The following is a 19,212-nucleotide window of genomic DNA, read 5'->3' as shown; positions in this document are numbered from 1 at the left end:
AAGGCCGGCGCGATGGCCGGCCTTTCCGATCTTGGTGCGAAGCGGCCCGTTCAGGCCGCGGCGATCACTCGCCGGAACGCTGCTTGAGGGCGGCGCCCAGGATGTCGCCCAGCGAAGCGCCGGAGTCCTGAGAACCGTACTGCGCGACGGCTTCCTTCTCTTCGGCGATCTCGAGCGCCTTCACCGACACCTGCACCTTGCGCGCCTTGCGGTCGAACAGGGTGACGCGGGCGTCGAGCTTCTCGCCGACCGAGAAGCGCTCGGGGCGCTGGTCGTTGCGATCGCGGGCCAGCTCGGAGCGCTTGATGAAGGTGGACAGGTCCGTGCCCGTCAGCTTCACCTCGATGCCGCCGTCCTTCACGTCGGTGACTTCGCAGGTGACGATGGAGCCCTTCTTCACGTCGCCGGCGTCCGCGAAGGGATCGCCCGCGAGCTGCTTGATGCCGAGCGAGATGCGCTCCTTCTCGACGTCCACGTCGAGAACGACCGCCTTCACCACGTCACCCTTGCGGAACTCGTCGATGACCTGCTCGCCCGGACGGTTCCAGTCGAGGTCGGAGAGGTGGACCATGCCGTCCACATCGCCGTCGAGGCCGAGGAACAGACCGAACTCGGTCTTGTTCTTGACTTCGCCTTCCACGACCGCGCCGGGGGCATACTTCTCGCCGAAGGCTTCCCACGGATTCTGCAGGGTCTGCTTGAGACCGAGCGAGATGCGGCGCTTGGCGGGATCCACCTCGAGCACCTGAACTTCCACTTCCTGGGAGGTGGAGACGATCTTGCCGGGGTGGACGTTCTTCTTGGTCCAGCTCATCTCGGACACGTGGATCAGGCCTTCGATGCCCGGCTCCAGCTCGACGAACGCGCCGTAGTCCGTGATGTTGGTGACGCGACCCTTGAAGCGGGCCTCCACCGGATACTTGGCCTCGATGCCCTCCCACGGATCGCCGAGGAGCTGCTTCATGCCCAGCGAGATGCGGTGCGTCTCGTGGTTGATCTTGATGATCTTCACCTTCACCGTCTGGCCGATGTTCAGCACTTCGGTGGGGTGGTTCACGCGGCGCCACGCAATGTCGGTGACATGCAGCAGGCCGTCGATGCCGCCGAGGTCAACGAACGCACCGTAATCGGTGATGTTCTTGACCACACCCTCGATGGCCTGACCCTCTTCGAGGTTCTGGACCAGCTCGTGGCGCTGCTCGGCGCGGGTTTCCTCGAGGACCGTACGGCGCGACACGACGATGTTGCCGCGGCGGCGATCCATCTTGAGGATCTGGAAGGGCTGCTGATTGTGCATCAGCGGGGCGACATCGCGGATCGGACGGATGTCCACCTGCGAGCGCGGCAGGAAGGCCACGGCGCCGTCGAGATCGACGGTGAAGCCGCCCTTGACCTGATTGAAGATGACACCGGAGACCTTCTCGCCGGCGTTGAACGCCTTCTCGAGCTTGACCCAGCTTTCTTCACGGCGGGCCTTGTCGCGGGAGAGGACGGCCTCGCCCATCGCGTTCTCGACGCGCTCGAGGTAGACCTCGACCTCGTCACCCACCTTGATGGGGTTCTCGCGGCCGGGGCCGGCGAATTCGCGCAGCGCGACACGGCCTTCGGTCTTCAGACCGATATCGATGATCGCCAGATCCTTCTCGATGGCGACCACAATACCGCGGACGACGGCACCTTCCTGAAGGTCGGCACGGCCGAAGCTCTCATCGAGGAGGGCGGCGAAATCATCACGCGTGGTTTCTACGGCGGACATCTAGTCTCCGAACTGTCTGGCGCCGGCGTCTCGTGTTGGGACGCCCGTATCGTGCGGATGGCCCGGGAGACACCCGAACCGCCATCGGAAGATCCGATGGGCCGGCGCAAAGACCGCGCGATACGAAGCATGTTGGGGTGTCCGCGGCGCTGCGCGGGGAAGCCAAAGGCGGGACAACCTCCGTGTCGCGACAGCACGTATCCCGCGCCATCGGCCCGCCCGGACAGCTTCCACGAGGGTATGAGCGGCCAGGAACGGGGGTTACCTAGTGGAAAACCCGGCCATCCGCAAGGGTTCGCGGCAGCATTTGGATGCCCCTGCGCCGCTTTTCCGTCGTTTTCGGGCGGCACCGGCGGCGCCCAGGGGCCACGAACGCCCGTATCGCTATTCGACGACGATCTTCACCTTGCTCCCGTAGGCGAGCTTGGCGTCGCGATCGAGACCGTTGAGGATCAGGAAGCGTTCCATGGGATGGTCCGCCACCTGCATGCGGCCCGCCATCTTCTCCACCGTATCGCCGATCCCCACTGTCACGATGCGGATGCGCAGCGGCTTCACGGACTGGGCCTCGTCGCTTGCCACACGCCGGAAGGTCGAGGCGGCGGCGCGGAACTGCTTGTCGAGTTCCGGCGTCAGGTTGCGGGCGGCGAAGATCAGGCGATAGACGTCCGAGCCGAAGCGGATGGCGAACATGCGGAACGACCACTGGTCGCCGCGCGCCACCGCCGTCGCGGCCGTAAAGCCGTTGACCGAAAGGCTCTCCACCGAATTGATCTCGACCCCATCGATCCAGCCGGAGGCGAGATACTGGCCAAGGCTCTGGTCGCCGGACACGCGCACCGCATCAAGCCGCAGCGCCTCGGATCCGTTGGCTGTGGCGCCCAGGACCGCCTGGGAGGTGTTCTCCAGCGAGAAGCCCTCCGGCGCGGTGAAGGTGAAGCCGAGCTTGGGATGGAAGAAGTTCCGCCCCCGCACATAGCCTTCCTTCGGATCGTCGCCATAGACCATGCCATCGATGGCGGCGAGATAGGCCGCCTTGTCCCGCTCGCCCGCGCCCGGCGCCGCATACTCGCGCGCATTGGCGATGGCGATGGAGATGCGGTCGGGCGTCGCCGGATGGGTGGCAAGGAAGTCCATGTCCGGCGTCGTGGACGATGCGCCACCGAAGGCGCTGGTGCGCAGGCTCGCCTGCTTGCCCATGTCGGTGAGGAAGCGCGACGCACCATAGGGATCGAATCCCGCGCGCGCGGCGATGCCCACGCCGATGGCGTCCGCCTCCAGTTCCTGCCCGCGCGAGAAGGTGGCCAGCGTCTGCCGGCTCTTCTGCATGGCGAGGGCGCCCATGTTCTGGTCCGCCACCACGTCGGAAATGACGCGGCTCACCAGCACGGCCTGCTTCACCTGATCCTCGCGGATGGAGGCGTGGCGGGCGATCACGTGGGCCATCTCATGGGCGAGCACGGACGACATTTCGGACGTGTCGTTGGCGAGCGCCAGCAGACCGCGCGTCACATAGAGCGATCCGTCGGGCAGTGCGAAGGCGTTGATGGCGGGCGAATTGAGGACGGTGACGCGATATTTCAGGTCCGGGCGCTCGGAGGCCGCGACCAGACGCTCCACCACCTGCTGGATCAGCGCCTTCAGCTCGGGATCGTCATAGGCCCCGCCATAGCTCGCCACGAGACGCTCATGCTCGCGGCGCTGCGCCGGGCTCATGTCCGCGGTGTCGGCAGCGGAAAGCTTGGACTGGGTGAGCGGCACGGTGGAGCGGTCGAGATCGACCCCGGCGCATCCCGTGAGCAGACCGACAAGCGTGAGCATGGCACAGGTCGAGCGCCCCGCGCGCGCGACGCGGGCCCGCACGAGGCCCCTGCCCTTCTCCCTTGCCGTGGCCGACGTCACCGCGTCCTCTCTCCCAGCCGAACGTCCATCTCACATGCGGACCACGCGACGCTGCCCCAGCGCCCGCAGAGCCCTTCGCGAACCGAGCCCCGGTTCGCGCTTCGCCATCTGACACACCGAACCAGAACAAGAAGTGAACAGACTTGCGGCCCGTCCCGATTTTGCACCGGCTCTCTCGCGTCCGCTTCCCACGCCCGCCGGCCATCTCAGCAACGGCAGCGCCGGTGCGGAAACACCAGTTGACCTTTCCAACATTGGGCCGCCCAAGATGGCGGGAGCGAGGCCATATCGTGAAAACGTGGCGCCAGGTTCCTCAACACGCGGCGATTTTTGGGGTGGTTGGATTGTGCGGCGCTGTCGGGAGCCGCATCGTCCCGGCTCGGACACACCAGAGGCAGACCGCGCCGAACCCATCATCGCCAGACGTGCGAGGTGCCCCAAGGCGATCACCCGGACCCCTGTTTTCTGCGGCGCACCCTAACGGAACGGGCACGCGGCCTCCAGCTTCCGCGCACACCGGCCTGTTCACCCTTTCTTACGCCGTCTTTCCCCCGTCGCCCGCATCCGCTACATAGGGGATCGTGATGCACGCCGTCCGCCGGACGCGCAGGGATCGGCCTTCCCGCCCTGCTCTTGAAAGCGGCCGGTGAACGCGGTCATATGCGGCGCGTGCTTCGGTCCGGTTTCCGGCCGGGGACGCAGAAGCGGTCAGGCATCTCCCGGTAGCTCAGCAGGATAGAGCACAGGTTTCCTAAACCTGGGGTCAGGGGTTCGATTCCCTTCCGGGAGGCCACCGTCTCCGTCACACGCTTGGACGGGCCGCCTTCAAGCCGCGGGACCATGCGTGAGCTGCGCCACCTTGCGGGCATGGGCCACGGCCTTCTGGCCGCCGCTGGTCTTGGTGAGAAGATCGAGACCGTCGTCCTCCGCCCCGACCGGCGTCAGGGCCTGATCGTGATAGGCGCCCACCCCCTTCTCCTTGAGCACCGAGCGGGCCATGAGCATGAGGCCGGCGATGCGGCCAACCACCGCCGCATTGCGCCGGAGCGTCTGCCACAGGAAACGAAGCCAGAAGGCGAGCGCGGGTTCGCGGGACAGGTCCGGCCGCCGCTCTGAGGGATGGCGCAGGCGCAGGATCCCCGCCTGGAGCGGGTGCACCTTCTCGATGGGGACTGCGGTGGAGAAGGTGACCAGCAGCTTCACGAGGCTGGACACGGACACGCCCGTGGCCACCGCCCGCCGCATCAGGGTGCGCATGTGGGCGGGACTGTAATAGAGCGCCCAGGCTTCCTGATAGATGGCCTCCCACTCCGTCTTGCTCATCGCGGCGTGCGCTGTGCAGACGTGTTCCACGTCATAGATGTTGAGATCGCCATCCATGGGCACCTTGGCGCGCCAGAGCTTCTGGTGATCTTCCGAGCCCGGCAGGGGTGTCAGGCAGAAGAACTCGACGATATCAAGCGGCAGCTCCCGCTGGATGATGCCGATGTCGCGCCGGATGCTTTCAGGCGTATCCGCCGGGAAGCCGAGGATGTAGCCGGCGATGGTAATGATGCCCTGCGCCTTCCAGGCCAGCAGCATCTTGCGATATTCGGTGATCTTGTTCTGCCGCTTCTTGGCCTCGGCCAGATTGTCCGGATTGATGTTCTCGAGGCCGATGAAGACGCGCGTCACCCCGGCGCGCTTGGCCTTCTCAATGAAGTTCGGGATGTTGTGGCACAGCGTGTCCACCTGGATCATCAGCCCCAGCGGGATGCGCTCCTGCTCCTTCAGCGCGATGAGCCGGTCGAAGATCGCTTCCCAGTCGCGGTTGCGGGCGAAATTGTCGTCGGTGATGAAGAACTTGCTGATGCCCTGTTCCCAGTTGCGGCGGACCAGGTCCTCCACGTCGTCGGCGGAGCGGAAGCGCGACTGGCGTCCCTGCACATTGATGATGGTGCAGAAGGAGCACTGGTAGGGGCAGCCCCGCCCGGCATCGAAACTGCTGCTGAGGCCGAGGGTGCGGCTCACATAGGTCTTGGGCAGGAAGGGCACGGGCGTGCCGCCGATGCCGGGCAGGTCGTTCATGAAATTGTAGAGCGGCTCGAGCGTGCCCGAGGCGGCATCGCGCAACACCTGATCGAGCCGGCCCTCCGCCTCGCCCGCGAACATGGAGATGCCCATGTCCCGGCAGGCATCGAGCCCCACCGCATGGCCATCCAGCATGGCGAGGCAACCGGAGACATGGAAGCCGCCCATCATCACCGGCAGCCCCGCCGCCCGGAACGGCCGGGCGATGTCGAGCGCACGGGGATACTGGTTCGACTGCACGCCCACGAGGGCCACGAGGCCGAAGCCGCCGGCTTCCTCAAGCCGGGCGATCAGCCGGGGAATGTCGATGCGGGTATTGGTCTCGTCGATGGCGAGGATGTCGACGTCAACGTCCGGCCCGAGCACCCGCCGGGCGGCGCAATCGGAGGCGATGCCATAGAGCGCGGCCAGCGTGTTGGACGGGATCATCGCCCGCCACCAGCGGATCACATAGCCGTCATCGTCATAATGGGACGGCTTGATCAGAATGAGCTGAAAACGCCGCTTCTGGGAGATCGGTGGTTCCGTCACGGGCGCGCGCTTTCGCAAGAGGAAAGACCTGACCCCGTCCCAACCGGCGTTCCGATCGGCCGCATTCCGATCGAACCGTCGAACGCTGCACGCCGGCCCCTCAATCCTGACCGCGGGCAGCCTCAGCCTGATCGCATCGGGCTCTGAGACGGCAAGGGACCGTACCACCCCTGATTAGCCCTGTCTCGGTTTCCGCAACGCAACGTGGCGCAGCACCGTGTGCGCTTCGGGACTTAACCGCACGCTGGAGCGAGGACCGCCTTGCGCACCCGGTCGCCATGATATCAATACCGTCCGATTCACGGAGAAAGTGCAGCCGGGCCATGCTGCGGAAGACCGACAGGCGGGCGCCCCTGGAAGCGCTGAACGGGCTGAAGCGACTGGTCCTTACCATTTCGATGGTCGCGGCCCTTTTGTGCGGCGCGCTGGTGATCGGCGCCACGCTGCTGGGGCGCACGCCAATCAAGCCGCCGCACCTCTATGACAACATCATCTTTCTGTGCCTGACCATTGGCCTGTTCATCCTCTTGCGGCGGCGCCCCAAGGCCTTCCGGCCCATCGGTGTGGTCTATCTGGTGGCGGGCTTCATCCTCTACGCGCGGGCGCTGTTCCTCGTGCCCGAGGACGAGATGCGGGCGTTCTGGACCCTGGCATTGACCGGCACCGGCTTTCTGGTGCTGGGGCCGGTGTTCGGCTGGTTTTCGGTCGCCTGCGCTTTGGTGATGGTGTGGGCAGCGGCCATGACCGGGGCGCTCGCGGTCTCACTGTTCGCCATGTCCACCTACTGCTTCTGCATCGTCATGACCTCCGCCATGTTCCACGCCTACAACCGGCATGCGGAACTGGCGCTGCACAATATCGAGGCCGCCAATGCGGCCCTGCGGGACGCCACGCGCCACGACACGCTGACCGGCCTGCTGAACCTGCCGGCACTGCGCGATGCGGCTGCCGGACTGGCGGGCGGCCATGGCGAGAGTGCCCCGCTGGCCCTCGCCTTCATCGACGTGGATCACTTCAAGGCGATCAACGACCGCTTCGGCCATGCCGCAGGCGACAGCGTGCTGCAAACGGTGGCGCATGCGATCAGCGGAGCCGCGCGCCCGCAGGATCTGGTGGCGCGCATCGGTGGCGAGGAGTTCGCCATCATCATGCCCGGCCAGGATCTGGCCCATGCGACCGCGGCCGCCGACAAGGTGCGCCTCGCGGTGGCCGAGCGCCCCGTCACCGTGGGCAAGGAGACCCTGCGGGTGACCATCTCGGTCGGCGTGACGGCCTGCCAGCCGCCCCACCAGGCGCTCGACTGGATGCTCCAGCGCGCCGACATGGCCATGTATGCGGCCAAGGCGGATGGCCGCAATCGCGTGCGCGCCACCGCCTGAGCCGACCGGCGCCTCACGCGCCGGTCCCCTCTGCCGGCCCCGTGCACCGTCCGTGGCGGGCGGCGGCGCAGGGGACCGCACCACTCACATGGCAGGCAGGATGGCGATGTCGCGGACCGGGGTTTCAAGGGCGCTCACCTTGCCCGCCGCCTTCGCCTTGCCGGTGGCAAGCTCCACCCGGTAGAGCGTGTCGCCCGCCATCAGCCAGCCCTCGTTGCCGGCATCCGTGGTGGCGATGTCGAAGGCATAGGTGGGCGCCTTGATGCCGAAGGCGCCGACGGCATTGAGGATGCCGTCATTGGGCGGGGCCTGCTTCACCAGCGCGGCGAGGGCGCCGTCCACGTCGAACAGCGCCGTCTCCTTGGCCCCCTTCACGGAATTGGTATAGGCGCCGGCCACCACGTTCGGCGTTGCGCCCTTGTGCATGTCGCCGTCCGCATAACGCAGGGCGCCGTCCTTCACGACCTTGCCGTCATCCACATTGACGCGCAGGTTCGTGCCGTCGCTGCCGATGACGCGCAGACGGTCGGCGACCGGATTGAAATCGACGGTGGCGGTCACGCCCCGCGGCAGCATGGTATCGAGCTTCGCCTTTACCGTGGCGGCGCCGGTGGCCGGATCGAGGGTCGCCAGCGTGCCGTCCTCGAAGAGGCCGTAGAGCATGCCGTCCGCCGGCCGCACGTCGATGCCGACGAGACGCCCGGCCACACCGGAAACCGTGACCGGCTTGCCGGCCTTCAACGCCTTGCCATCCACCGAGGCCAGCATGGTGCCGCCATCCAGCAGCGCGACCACGGTCTGGGCCTCTGCCGTGCCGGCGGCAACGGAGGCCACGAAAGCGAAGGCGATCATCGTGCGGTTCATGTCCGGTTCTCCATTCTCAGGTCCGGCCCTGTCGGCGGGACGCGGCGGATACCCGGCGGGCGATGCGCCCGGATGCAGCGGAAAAATAAAAATGCGCGCTGCATCCGTATGCCATGCCCCAACGTAGTTGTGCCCGATGAGCACCTGCGACACTCGGAACCACGCACCGTGACGACACAGACCGCGCCCGCACGATCGGACGACCTGCGCGTCGCGCTGGAGGGTTGTGCGCGGCGCGATCCCGCCAGCCTGCGGCATCTCTATGAGCGGCTTGCGCCCCAGATGATCGGCGTCGCCCTGCGCATGCTGCGCCGGCGCGATCTCGCCGAGGAGGTGGTGCACGACACTTTCGTGCGGGTGTGGGAGCGGGCACGCAGCTTCGATCCTGAGCGGGGCGAGCCCGCAAGCTGGATCTTCGCCATCCTGCGCAACCGCACACTCGACGTGCTGCGGGGCGAGGCGCGCACGGAACTGGTGGAGGATTTCGAGCCCTATGCGCTCGCCGACGAAACACGGGGGGCGGAGGACGCGATGGGCGCGCTGTCGCGGTCCGGCGCGCTGCGGCAGTGCCTTGAACGACTGGAGCCGCAGCGGCGGCAGGCGATCGTGCTCGCCTATACGCGCGGGCTCACCCATGGCGAACTGGCGGGACGGCTCGGCCTGCCGCTCGGCACGGTGAAGTCCTGGATCCGCCGTGGCCTTCTGGCGCTGCGGGAGTGCATGGCATGAGCCCGCAGGATCGCGCGGCCCTCGCGGGCGAATATGTGCTCGGGCTCGTGGGCGGCGAGGAAGCTGCACGCTGCGCACGCCTCGCCGAGACCGATCCCGCCTTCGCAGCGGAGGTCGCAGGCTGGCGCAGGCGGCTGGGCAGCCTCGATGCAACGGCGGACGCGGTGCCGCCCTCCCCCGCCCTGTGGGAGCGGATCTCCGCCTCCGTGGCGGACACAGCGACATCTCAGGCTCCGGGCGAACCCGAGGCCCGCGCGGCGGATGCGGGCTCTGACCGCGTGGTGCCCTTCCGGCGCGGGCGCGCCTGGGACAACCTGCCCCTGTGGCGCGGCATCGGCGTGACGGCGGCGGCCGCGGCGCTGGCGCTCGCCATCGGGCTCGGCGCCGCGCTGCGCGAAGCCGCCCGGACGCCGGTGCTCGTGGCGGTGCTGATCTCCGACCAGAACCGCCCGGCGGCGGTGGTGAACACCTTCCGGGACGGGCGCTCCGAACTCGTGCCGCTGGAAGCCATCCGCGCGCCGGAGGGCAAGGCGCTTCAGGTCTGGACCCTGTGGGACCGGACGCGCGGCCCCATCTCGGTGGGGCTCACCGACGCCATGCGCGCGCTCGACCTCAAGCTCGACGGACTGCCCATCCCTGTGGCGGATCAGCTCTTCGAGGTGACGCTCGAGCCGGCCGGCGGCTCACCCACCGGACGCCCCACCGGGCCGATCCTGATGAAGGGCAATGCCAGCCGCACGCTGTGAGGGGCCGGACATGAAAAATCCGGCCCGGGGCGGAGCCGCCGGAGCCGGATAAGGAGGTCTGGTGTCCCTGCGGAGCGGGTGCCGCCCGGCCCGAAGGCCTCGGTCGGGCACCTGCCGCCGCTCGTCGAAAACACAGGTGCCGGCCGCCGGGGCGGCCGGCACGCGGCATCAGAACTTGTAGTTGATGCCGGCCTTCACGGTGTGGAACTTGTTGTCCACGTTCACCGCACCAGCGCCAACGCCGTAGTTGCTGTCGTCGAGGTCGACGTACAGATACTCGGTCTTGAACGTCCAGTTGTTGGTGAAGGCGTACTCAACACCGCCGCCGAGCGTCCAGCCCGTCTTGGTGCCCGAGCCTTCGCCGAAGGTCAGCGTGGTGGGGGTGATCGTGGTGATCGAGGTCTTGCTCTCACCATAGGCGAAACCGCCGGTGATGTAGGGCAGGAACCGATCGAACGCATAACCGACGCGGGCGCGAACCGTGCCGAAATAGTCGAGCGACGAGTTCAGGTTGGCCACGGAGCCGCCGGAGGCGAGCGTGGTGTCGCCCTCGATGCCCGACCACTGGATGTCGGTCTCGAGGCCGAGCACGACGTTGTTGGCGAACTGGTAGTTGTAGCCCAGCTGTCCACCGGCGAAGAAGCCGGAGGAGTTGGCGGTGGCGGAGCCGAAGCCCGGCGCGCCGAAGTCGTAGTTGTACTTGTCACCGCCGAAGCCGGCGTTGGCGCCGATGTAGAAGCCGGTCCAGGAGAACACCGGCACAACCGCGACGACCGGAGCCTTCACGGGATAGCGGGTGGACAGGTCGGCGGCGGACGCCGGAGCGATGATCGCAGCAGCGATCGCGGAAGAGAGCAGAAGACGCTTCATCATCATTACCTTTGATACCAACCCCCGGTGCCCTCCTTTCTACAGGACAGGCGCTGGAAAGCTGTTGCGTAATCGCAACAAAGGAATGATGCACCGCGCATCGAAGTTGCGCCGGATGCCATTTTTACAACTTATGAGATTAAAACGGTATCAAACTGGCGCACCAGTTGTGCATTCTTACCTCCGGGCAGAGCTGAAGGAGGTTTTCCACCGATGCGCGCAGGGTAAATAAATTTCTATCAAACGCGGGAACAAGTTGAAAGATACCAGCATCACGCCAGGTCGAACACAGGAAATGCACGAAGTCGCCACAAAGCGGCAGATGTAACGGCCAAGATCCCGCTGCAACAGCTATCCGGGATTCGTCAGCTTTACCTTTGCTGTAGAGTACCGGCAACGCCGGTAGATACCGCCACCGGAGGGCGGCGTGAAAAGCCGGCAGGCGCCGCACCGCCGCCGGAAAGTAGGTTCTTCGTCTGGAGGCCGGCGCAGCGAAGGTGACACGGTGCGCCGAGAAGCCGCCGTGAGGCGGACCCGCTCCGAAGGCCGACAGGGCCCGGAGCCGGAGAAGGTCCCGGCCGGCGCGCGAAGCGCACCCGGCCGGGACAGGGGTTCGGATCCGAACGGCTGAATGCGCGATCAGCAGATGCCTGCCGACCAGATCAGCCCTCCCGGCATCAGAACTTGTAGTTCACGCCGGCGCGCACGGTGTGGAACTTGTTGTCCACGCTGACGGCGTTCGTGCCGATGCCGTAGTCGCTGTTGCCGAGGTCGACGTACTGATACTCGGTCTTGAAGGTCCAGTTGTTGGTGATGGCGTACTCGACGCCGCCGCCGATGGTCCAGCCGACCTTGGTGTCGGAATCATCGAAGGTCGTGAAGCCGGTGCGCGAGAACTGCGAACCCTCGGTCTTGGTCTTGCCGTAGGCCATGCCGCCCGTGATGTAGGGCAGGAACCGGTCAAAGGCATAGCCGACGCGGGCGCGCACGGTGCCGAAATAGTCCAGCGACGACTTGATGTTGGTCGAGGCACCGGGGGTGACGGTGTTCAGGGTGCCGTCGATGCCGGACCACTGGAGATCGGTCTCGAGGCCGAGCACCACGTTGTTCGCGAACTGGTAGTTGTAGCCGATCTGGCCGCCGGCGAAGAAGCCGGAGGAGTTCGTGGAGGCAGTGGCGGTCGTGGGGACGCCGAAGTCGTAATTGTACTTGTCGCCGCCGTAACCGGCGTTGGCACCGATGTAGAAGCCGGTCCAGGAGAAGACCGGGGCCACCGGGGCGACGGGCGCCTTCACGGGATAGCGGGTGGCGAGGTCCGCCGCGGCGGCGGGAGCGGCAATCGCGATCACGAGAGCCGACGAGAGAAGAAGACGCTTCATCACTTTTGTCCTTTGGGGCCTACCCCCGAGCCACTGGTCTACAGGAGGAGCCGCAGGATTCCTGTTGCACAAGCGCCACATTGAACAGAAGAGAACCCAGTACCACCAAGTCACCAAGGCGTGATCAACGTGTTAAGACACGTTAAAAACATCGAATACCGAAATATATAGCGTTTCCGATCTGCACGATACGCGGTTTATATTTACCCCACCGCATATCGTTCGCGGGAAATGGCGAAGCTTAGCCGGCACTTTCGCCGATCGCCGCTCCGACAACGCCAGCGCAGACCTGTGCCAGCTTGGCCGTGCCACAGGAGCGCCACGAAGTGCACTTGGGGCACCGATCGAACCACTTGGTTCGATGGCCGGAACGCCCCGACCTTCCCCAGAGATGCATGCCCCAAAGACGCGGGTTTTCAGCTCCGATACCGCCAAGGCATCCCATGGCCGAGCTTCAGCCATGCACCAAGCGCATACCAACGCGACCTTCGTGCAATTCCGAGGTCGCGGCCCTGCGACCTATGGTGTTTCTCAAGTGCATATTCCTCAGGAAACGCCGAAAGAGACGCCATGACCGAACTTCCCGCCGCCGCCCATGATCGCATCCGCCTGTCCTCGCTGCTCGACAAGGTGGTCTCCGCCGAGGAGGCCGCCAGCCACATCAAGGACGGCATGATGGTGGGCATGAGCGGCTTCACCCGCGCGGGGGAGGCCAAGGCCGTGCCCATGGCGCTCGCCGCCCGCGCCAAGACCGAGCCGTTCAAGATCACCCTCGTCACCGGCGCCTCGCTCGGCAACGATCTCGACAAGCAGCTGGCGGAAGCACATGTCCTGGCCCGGCGCCTGCCGTTCCAGTCGGATCCCGCCCTGCGCAAGGCCATCAATGCCGGCGAGGTGATGTTCATCGACCAGCATCTGTCCGAAACCGTCGAGCACCTGCGCACCCACCAGCTCGGCCCCATCAACGTGGCGGTGGTGGAGGCGGTCGGCATCACGGCGCAGGGCGGCATCATCCCCACCACGTCGGTGGGCAATTCCGCCTCCTTCGCCATCCTGGCGGAGAAGGTGATCGTCGAGATCAACACCTCCCAGCCCATGGGGCTGGAGGGCCTGCACGACATCTATATCCCGACGCGCCGCCCCTTCCGCGAACCCATTCCGGTGGTCGGCGCCGAGAGCCGGGTGGGTCTGCCCTTCATTCCGGTGCCGCCGGAGAAGATCGCGGCCATCGTCATCACCTCGAAGCTCGATTCCGCCTCCAACGTGCTGCCGCCGGATGCGGAGACCGCCGCCATCGCCGGGCATCTCATGGAGTTCCTCGGCCATGAGGTGAAGAAAGGCCGTCTCACCGAGCGCCTCCAGCCGCTTCAGGCCGGCATCGGCACCATCGCCAATGCGGTGATGCACGGCTTCATCGAGAGCCCCTTCTACGACCTCACCATGTATTCCGAGGTTCTGCAGGATTCGACCTTCGACCTGTTCGATGCGGGCAAGCTCAACTTCGCCTCCGGCTCGTCCATCACCCTCTCGAAGCCCAAGTATGAGCAGGTGATGGCCGACATCACCCGTTACAAGCCGCGCCTCATCCTGCGCCCGCAGGAGATTTCCAACCATCCGGAGATCATCCGCCGCCTCGGCATCATCGCCATCAACACGGCGCTCGAATTCGACATCTATGGCAACGTCAATTCCACCCACGTGGGCGGCACGCAGATGATGAACGGCATCGGCGGTTCGGGCGATTTTGCCCGCAACGGCTATCTGTCGGTGTTCGTCACCAAGTCCATCGCCAAGGACGGTGCGCTGTCCTCCGTGGTGCCCATGGTGAGCCACGTGGACCATACCGAGCATGACGTGGACATCGTGGTGACGGAAGTGGGCCTCGCGGACCTGCGCGAACTCGCCCCGCGCGAACGCGCCCGCGTCATCATCGACAACTGCGTCCACCCGCTCTATCGCGACGCGCTCGACGACTATTTCCAGCGTGCCCTCGCCCGCGGCGGCCACACGCCCCACCTCATCGAGGAGGCCTTCTCCTGGCACGTGCGGGCGCGGGAAACGGGGCGCATGCTCGCCCCGCCGCACCTCGCAGCATCAGCCTGAGGCGCGTCACACCAGCGCCAGATCCTTCGGGGTGACATTGGCGAAGACGCGGCCGAGGCTGGCCGCGTCGAGCCCATAGAGCTGGCGGATGACCCCGCCCAGCAGAGCGCGATAGTCGGTGAGCACCGGATAATCCCGGTTCTGGAACAGGTGCGGCTGGTCCACCGCCACCTGTTCGCCGGCAATCCGCCCGCCGCGCACCCCGCCGCCGAGCACCCAATAGACGCTGCCGTGGCCATGGTCGGTGCCGTGGTTGCCGTTCTCGCGGAAGGTGCGGCCAAATTCGGAGAGCACCACCACCACGGTGTCGTTCCACTTGGGGCCGATCTCCTCGGCAAAGCCGGCCAGCCCGCGCCCCAGTTCTCCCAGCCGGTCCGCCAGATAGCCGGTGGCGCCGCCCTGATTCACATGGGTGTCCCAGCCGCCCACATCCACGAAGCCGAGGTTGAAGGTTTCGCGCATCAGGCGCCCGATACGCCGGGCGGACAGCTCGAAGCCCTTAGGGGACGCGGCATTGCGGCTCGCCTCCATCATATGGTCGGTCACCTGCTGATAGACCTCGTCGCGCACGCGGAAGCCTTCCGCGACGGCGCCGGACAGCGGGCCATGCTCATACATGGCGGTGATGAGCTTCGTCTGGCGGGAATCGATGCCGGCCTTGCCCACCGCATTGATGGCGACATTGGGCACCGCCACCTCGCCCTGGAAGGTGAGCGGCAACTGCTCGGTGAACGAGATGGGACGTACACGCGTCAGCTCATGGGCGAGCCGCGCCATGAAGCCAGAGCGGTAGTCACGGCGGACATTCACTTCCTGCCCGAGTTCGATGGTGTCCTGCGTCTCGAAATGGCTGCGGGTGAGATCGTCCGTGCCGACGAAGGGCACGAAGGCCACCTCCCCGCGCTGGAACAGCGGCAGGATGCTGGACGCCAGCGCCGGATGCAGGCCCCAGTCGCCATCGAGCGAGAGCGCGCTTCCGACGCCGCTGCCGGGACGGGCGATGGCGAGGTTGGGCCGGCTCTCGTAATAGAAACTGGACGAGACCGGGATCACCACGTTCGCCGCATCGTAAGCGCCGCGCAGGAACACGACGAGCAGGCGCGCGTCCGCCTTCGGTGCCGCCCACACCCGCCCGGCAACGGTCATGGGCGCAAGTCCGGCGAGGCCGGCGAGGACATGGCGACGGTTCAGGTCTCGCATCGTGCCCATGGGCCTGTCTCCTGAACGTGCGATCACTGCATGAAATCGGGGGAGGACAGGAACAGCGTGTTCCAGTCCTGCGGCGAGATGGCCTGCGCCAGTGCAAGGCGAGTGGCGGGCGACAGACGGGCGCTCAACCCGGAGAAATAGAGGCTGTTCTGGAGCAGCGGGAAGGCCGGCTGCTCCACCCCGCCCTCCTCCGCCGGCTTGAACAGGCCGGCCGCGCCGGAGCCGATCTGCCGCGCGATCTCAAAGCGCGCGGTCATCTGGCCCGAGGCGGTCCAGGCCGTGGATACCAGCGGATAACCATCCGGCGTCTCGTGATTGTAGAGCCCCTCGCCCAGCCGGTTGAGCCAGTTCTGCACCGGCTGGGTGTTGAGGATCACCCGATCATCATAGGCGAGGCGCACCGCGGAGAAGACGTAGCGCACCGGGTCCTTGAACCGCCTGCCGAGCGAGGCCTCGAACTCGGGCGAGCGGATCATGGTGGCGAGCACGGCGGCGATGTCGCCGTCGCTCTTCTGGAAGGTGTCGGCCATGCGCTGCACCAGCGCCTCCGGCGGATTGTCGGCCACAAAGTAGATGGCGATGTCGCGCGAGACATGGCGGGCGGTGGCGGGGGCCCGGCTCAGGATGTCCAGCGCCTCCTCCACCTCGGCGAAGCCCTGCCCCTTGATGGTGCGGCCCAGCAGCACCTTGTCGCCGAAGTCATGGCGGGCGGGATTGAACTCGAACAGGCCGTCGCGGATGAGCAGCGCCTCCTGCCCCGGCTTCACCTTGGGGATATTGGGGCCGGCGATGCCGACACCGGTGAGGATGCGGGCCAGTTCCTCCACATCCTTCTGGCTGTAGCCCGACCCCACGCCCAGCGTGTGCAGCTCCATGATCTCGCGGGCGTAATTCTCATTGATGCGGCCGGCGGCATTCTCGGCGTTATCGAGATAGCGCAGCATCGCAGGGTGGCGCAGCGTCGCCGCCAGCAGGTCGCGGAACTTCCCCAGCGCATGAGGGCGGATGGCGTTGTCCTGATAGTCCGCCATGAGCAGGCGCAGATTGCCCTTGGCCTGATGCACGTTGAAATGGTTCAGCCAGAACCACACCATGCGCTCGCGCAACTGGTCGGGGGCATAGAGCGCGCGCAGGATGGCAGCGGTGGCGGCCTCGCGGGCGCGGGCGGTCATGTCCGCCTGATAGACCTTCTGGGCGGCGCCCTTTTCCTCCGGCGACGGCAGGCTCTTCATGGCCGCGTCGCGATCCCGGAATTCCGTCACCAGTTGCGGCGCCGAGCGGCGGGAAATCTCCAGCGCCTCGATCTGCCGCTGCGCCTCGGCGGGCAACGTGTCCCGAGCGGGATGCAACTGCTCCTTCAGCCAGCCCTCGGCGCCGAGCGCATGGAAGCGGGCCATGGTGGAGGCATTGGCGCCCCAGGTGAGGGCATCGACGAATGCGATGTCATGGGGCGAGAAGACAAGCGGCGCGGCAACCGGCGCCGGCGCGGCGGAGGGCGAGGCGTGGACTGGCGGCTCGCCGGCACGCACCTCCGCTGACGAGCCGAGGCCAAAAGCCACGAGCACGCCGAGCACCAGCACCTTTCCTGCGCGCGGTCCACCCATCGCTCGCCTCCATGGCGTGCAATTGGCAGCGTAAATCGTGGATTGAGTGTGATGGACGAAAGGCAGGAAAACGGCGGCCCCAAGCATTCCGCGCCTGACGAAAGGTCAGGGGCGGTATTGACTTAAGCTTTGCCCTGTATCCGCATCAATGCCGCAACGTAAAACGGCCCGGCGGTGTCCCGCCGGGCCGTTCGATGTCTTAACGTGGAAGCAGCTCAGGCGGCCTTGCTGCGGGCCGTGATGAGCTTGCGGTTCACCAGCACTTCCGCGATCTGAACCGCGTTCAGCGCCGCGCCCTTGCGCAGGTTGTCCGACACGCACCAGAAGGCGATGCCGTTCTCCACCGTCGGGTCGTCACGCAGACGCGAGATGTAGGTCGCGTCCTCGCCGGCCGCCTCGTGCGGGGTGGCATAGCCGCCCGGCTCGCGGGTATCGACCACGAGGATGCCCGGGGCCTCGCGCAGGATCTTGCGAGCGTCCTCGGCGGAGAGCTCCTTCTCGAACTCCACGTTCACGCTCTCGGAGTGGGAGATGAAGACCGGCACGCGGACGCAGGTGGCCGTGAGCTTGATCTTGGGGTCGAGGATCTTCTTGGTCTCGACCACCATCTTCCACTCTTCCTTCGTGAACCCGTCCTCCATGAACACGTCGATCTGGGGGATCAGGTTGAAGGCGATCCGCTTCGGGAACTTCTTCGCCTCGACCGGATCGGAGACGAAGACCGCGCGGGTCTGCGAGAACAGCTCGTCCATGGCGTCCTTGCCGGCGCCGGAGACGGACTGATAGGTGGAGACCACCACGCGCTTGATGGTGGCGGCGTCGTGCAGCGGCTTCAGCGCCACCACGAGCTGCGCGGTCGAGCAGTTCGGGTTGGCGATGATGTTCTTCTTGGTGAAGCCGACGATGGCGTCCGCGTTCACTTCGGGAACGATCAGCGGCACGTCGGGGTCGGTGCGCCACTGCGAGGAATTGTCGATGACCACGCAGCCCTGGGCGCCGATCTTGGGCGACCATTCCTTCGACACGGCCCCACCCGCCGACATCAGGCAGATGTCGGTGTCGGAGAAGTCGTAGGTCGCCAGATCCTTCACCTTGAGCGTTTTGTCGCCGTAGGAGACCTCAACGCCCATCGAGCGGCGCGATGCAAGCGCAACGACCTCGTCCGCGGGGAAACCCCGTTCGGCGAGGATCGAGAGGATCTCCCGGCCCACGTTACCCGTGGCGCCGACAACGGCGACCTTGTAGCCCATGACTGTTCCCTAGAATGATCTTGCCGGCGAAAGGCGCCGGAAACACGCGCTTTTAAGGAATATGGCGCGAAGTTGCAATGTGGGGCGCCGCCGCCGGACCGCAAGGGGCAGGCCCCAGTGTGGCACCGCCGACACGGAGGTTCACCACGCCACAGGGAACACGCCTCGACCGCCAAGCCTTTCTTGCCTAGAATGGCCCCGTGCCGTAATCGGAATCGTGGTGGTTCCGCTGGAGGGTGTTATGCGTTTCGCGCCGTTTTTCGTTCTTGCCGCAGCCCTGACGTTCGCGGCGTCCGCGCAGGCGCAGACGGCCACCTCGTCCTCGACGGGCGCCGCTCCCGCCGCCACGACCGCCGCGCCCAAGACGGCCGCCAAGCCGAAGCCCAAGCGCACCAAGATCGAGATCGTTCAGCGCTCGTATCTCGACGCCGGCACCACGGTGAAGCCTGGGTCCAAGTCCTATCTGGACTATGCCATCCCGGCGGACGTGCGCTACCCGACCTATGGCGCGGGCTACTACACCATCGTGCCGCGCCCCGCCGCCCTGCCCGGCCAGTTCGATATTCCCGGCTTCTGATCGCCCGGCGCCGACAGGCGCTGCCGGATCTGAATTCCGGACCTCTGTTCCCGAACGCCCGCAACGCTGGTTGCGGGCGTTTTCTTTTCCGGCACCCGCCAGGCGGGAGGATGGAGGGCGCCCTAAAATCACCGAACCGCGCGTGAATTGCACTCTTCCCGGCGGGGCATGACAAATGGCGGCGTCCCCGGCATAAGACAGGTTGAACCTCACCCGCGCCGGATCCGGCACCAGAGAGACCGC

At 66.3% G+C, this 19,212-nt stretch carries 14 protein-coding genes and 1 tRNA gene; 6 read left to right on the top strand and 9 right to left on the bottom strand.

The window, feature by feature from the left end:
• Positions 1-64: 64 nt before the first annotated feature.
• Together rpsA and DFO45_RS02400 are read right to left on the bottom strand one after the other, a co-directional pair.
• The gene (rpsA, locus tag DFO45_RS02405; protein ID WP_012172242.1) at positions 65-1,756 is read right to left on the bottom strand and encodes a 30S ribosomal protein S1; all 1,692 of its coding nucleotides are present in this window, start codon (positions 1,754-1,756) and stop codon (positions 65-67) included.
• A gap of 384 nt (positions 1,757-2,140) precedes the next feature.
• Positions 2,141-3,577, bottom strand: a complete 1,437-nt coding sequence (locus DFO45_RS02400; RefSeq protein ID WP_043880529.1) for a M48 family metalloprotease — start codon at positions 3,575-3,577, stop codon at positions 2,141-2,143.
• Positions 3,578-4,374: 797 nt separating this feature from the next.
• Between DFO45_RS02400 and DFO45_RS02395 the strand changes: the two genes are divergently transcribed.
• Positions 4,375-4,451, top strand: a tRNA-Arg gene (locus DFO45_RS02395).
• Between the two features lie 32 nt (positions 4,452-4,483).
• Here the strand turns inward: DFO45_RS02395 and DFO45_RS02390 are convergent.
• Positions 4,484-6,259: a radical SAM protein gene (locus DFO45_RS02390; RefSeq protein ID WP_245517928.1), complete on the bottom strand. Its 1,776-nt coding sequence runs from the start codon at positions 6,257-6,259 to the stop codon at positions 4,484-4,486.
• Positions 6,260-6,582: 323 nt separating this feature from the next.
• Here DFO45_RS02390 and DFO45_RS02385 point away from each other — a divergent pair, with 323 nt between their 5' ends.
• Positions 6,583-7,638, top strand: a complete 1,056-nt coding sequence (locus DFO45_RS02385; protein WP_158304140.1) for a GGDEF domain-containing protein — start codon at positions 6,583-6,585, stop codon at positions 7,636-7,638.
• Positions 7,639-7,722: 84 nt separating this feature from the next.
• On the opposite strand, the gene DFO45_RS02380 is transcribed toward DFO45_RS02385, so the two are convergent.
• The gene (locus DFO45_RS02380) at positions 7,723-8,502 is read right to left on the bottom strand and encodes a DUF4394 domain-containing protein (RefSeq protein WP_133863602.1); all 780 of its coding nucleotides are present in this window, start codon (positions 8,500-8,502) and stop codon (positions 7,723-7,725) included.
• Positions 8,503-8,670: 168 nt separating this feature from the next.
• Between DFO45_RS02380 and DFO45_RS02375 the strand changes: the two genes are divergently transcribed.
• The gene (locus tag DFO45_RS02375) at positions 8,671-9,231 is read left to right on the top strand and encodes a sigma-70 family RNA polymerase sigma factor (protein ID WP_245517927.1); all 561 of its coding nucleotides are present in this window, start codon (positions 8,671-8,673) and stop codon (positions 9,229-9,231) included.
• Positions 9,228-9,977: an anti-sigma factor gene (locus DFO45_RS02370; protein WP_133863600.1), complete on the top strand. Its 750-nt coding sequence runs from the start codon at positions 9,228-9,230 to the stop codon at positions 9,975-9,977. The genes DFO45_RS02375 and DFO45_RS02370 overlap by 4 nt, the downstream gene beginning before the upstream one ends.
• A gap of 168 nt (positions 9,978-10,145) precedes the next feature.
• On the opposite strand, the gene DFO45_RS02365 is transcribed toward DFO45_RS02370, so the two are convergent.
• Together DFO45_RS02365 and DFO45_RS02360 are read right to left on the bottom strand one after the other, a co-directional pair.
• Positions 10,146-10,850 carry an outer membrane protein gene (locus DFO45_RS02365; RefSeq protein ID WP_348633835.1) on the bottom strand — a complete coding sequence of 235 codons (705 nt, stop codon included), beginning with the start codon at positions 10,848-10,850 and terminating at the stop codon, positions 10,146-10,148.
• Positions 10,851-11,524: 674 nt separating this feature from the next.
• Positions 11,525-12,226 carry an outer membrane protein gene (locus DFO45_RS02360; protein WP_012172250.1) on the bottom strand — a complete coding sequence of 234 codons (702 nt, stop codon included), beginning with the start codon at positions 12,224-12,226 and terminating at the stop codon, positions 11,525-11,527.
• Positions 12,227-12,796: 570 nt separating this feature from the next.
• Between DFO45_RS02360 and DFO45_RS02355 the strand changes: the two genes are divergently transcribed.
• Positions 12,797-14,329, top strand: a complete 1,533-nt coding sequence (locus DFO45_RS02355) for an acetyl-CoA hydrolase/transferase family protein (protein WP_043879610.1) — start codon at positions 12,797-12,799, stop codon at positions 14,327-14,329.
• A 6-nt stretch (positions 14,330-14,335) separates the two neighbouring features.
• On the opposite strand, the gene DFO45_RS02350 is transcribed toward DFO45_RS02355, so the two are convergent.
• The 3 genes from DFO45_RS02350 to DFO45_RS02340 form a co-directional block, all read right to left on the bottom strand.
• Positions 14,336-15,529, bottom strand: a complete 1,194-nt coding sequence (locus tag DFO45_RS02350; RefSeq protein ID WP_133863844.1) for a DUF1501 domain-containing protein — start codon at positions 15,527-15,529, stop codon at positions 14,336-14,338.
• A 32-nt stretch (positions 15,530-15,561) separates the two neighbouring features.
• Positions 15,562-17,142, bottom strand: coding sequence for a DUF1800 domain-containing protein (locus tag DFO45_RS02345; protein WP_133863599.1), 1,581 nt, complete (start codon positions 17,140-17,142; stop codon positions 15,562-15,564).
• Between the two features lie 215 nt (positions 17,143-17,357).
• On the bottom strand, positions 17,358-18,392 hold the full coding sequence (locus tag DFO45_RS02340) for an aspartate-semialdehyde dehydrogenase (RefSeq protein ID WP_012172254.1): 1,035 nt from the start codon (positions 18,390-18,392) through the stop codon (positions 17,358-17,360).
• Positions 18,393-18,633: 241 nt separating this feature from the next.
• On the opposite strand from DFO45_RS02340, the gene DFO45_RS02335 reads away from it, so the two are divergent.
• Positions 18,634-18,969: a hypothetical protein gene (locus tag DFO45_RS02335; RefSeq protein ID WP_133863598.1), complete on the top strand. Its 336-nt coding sequence runs from the start codon at positions 18,634-18,636 to the stop codon at positions 18,967-18,969.
• Positions 18,970-19,212: the final 243 nt, after the last annotated feature.

It is taken from the genome of Azorhizobium sp. AG788 (assembly GCF_004364705.1).
Lineage (GTDB): Bacteria > Pseudomonadota > Alphaproteobacteria > Rhizobiales > Xanthobacteraceae > Azorhizobium > Azorhizobium caulinodans.
Note: the sequence above shows the minus strand (reverse complement) of the source record. Positions and strands in the feature narration are given on the sequence as shown.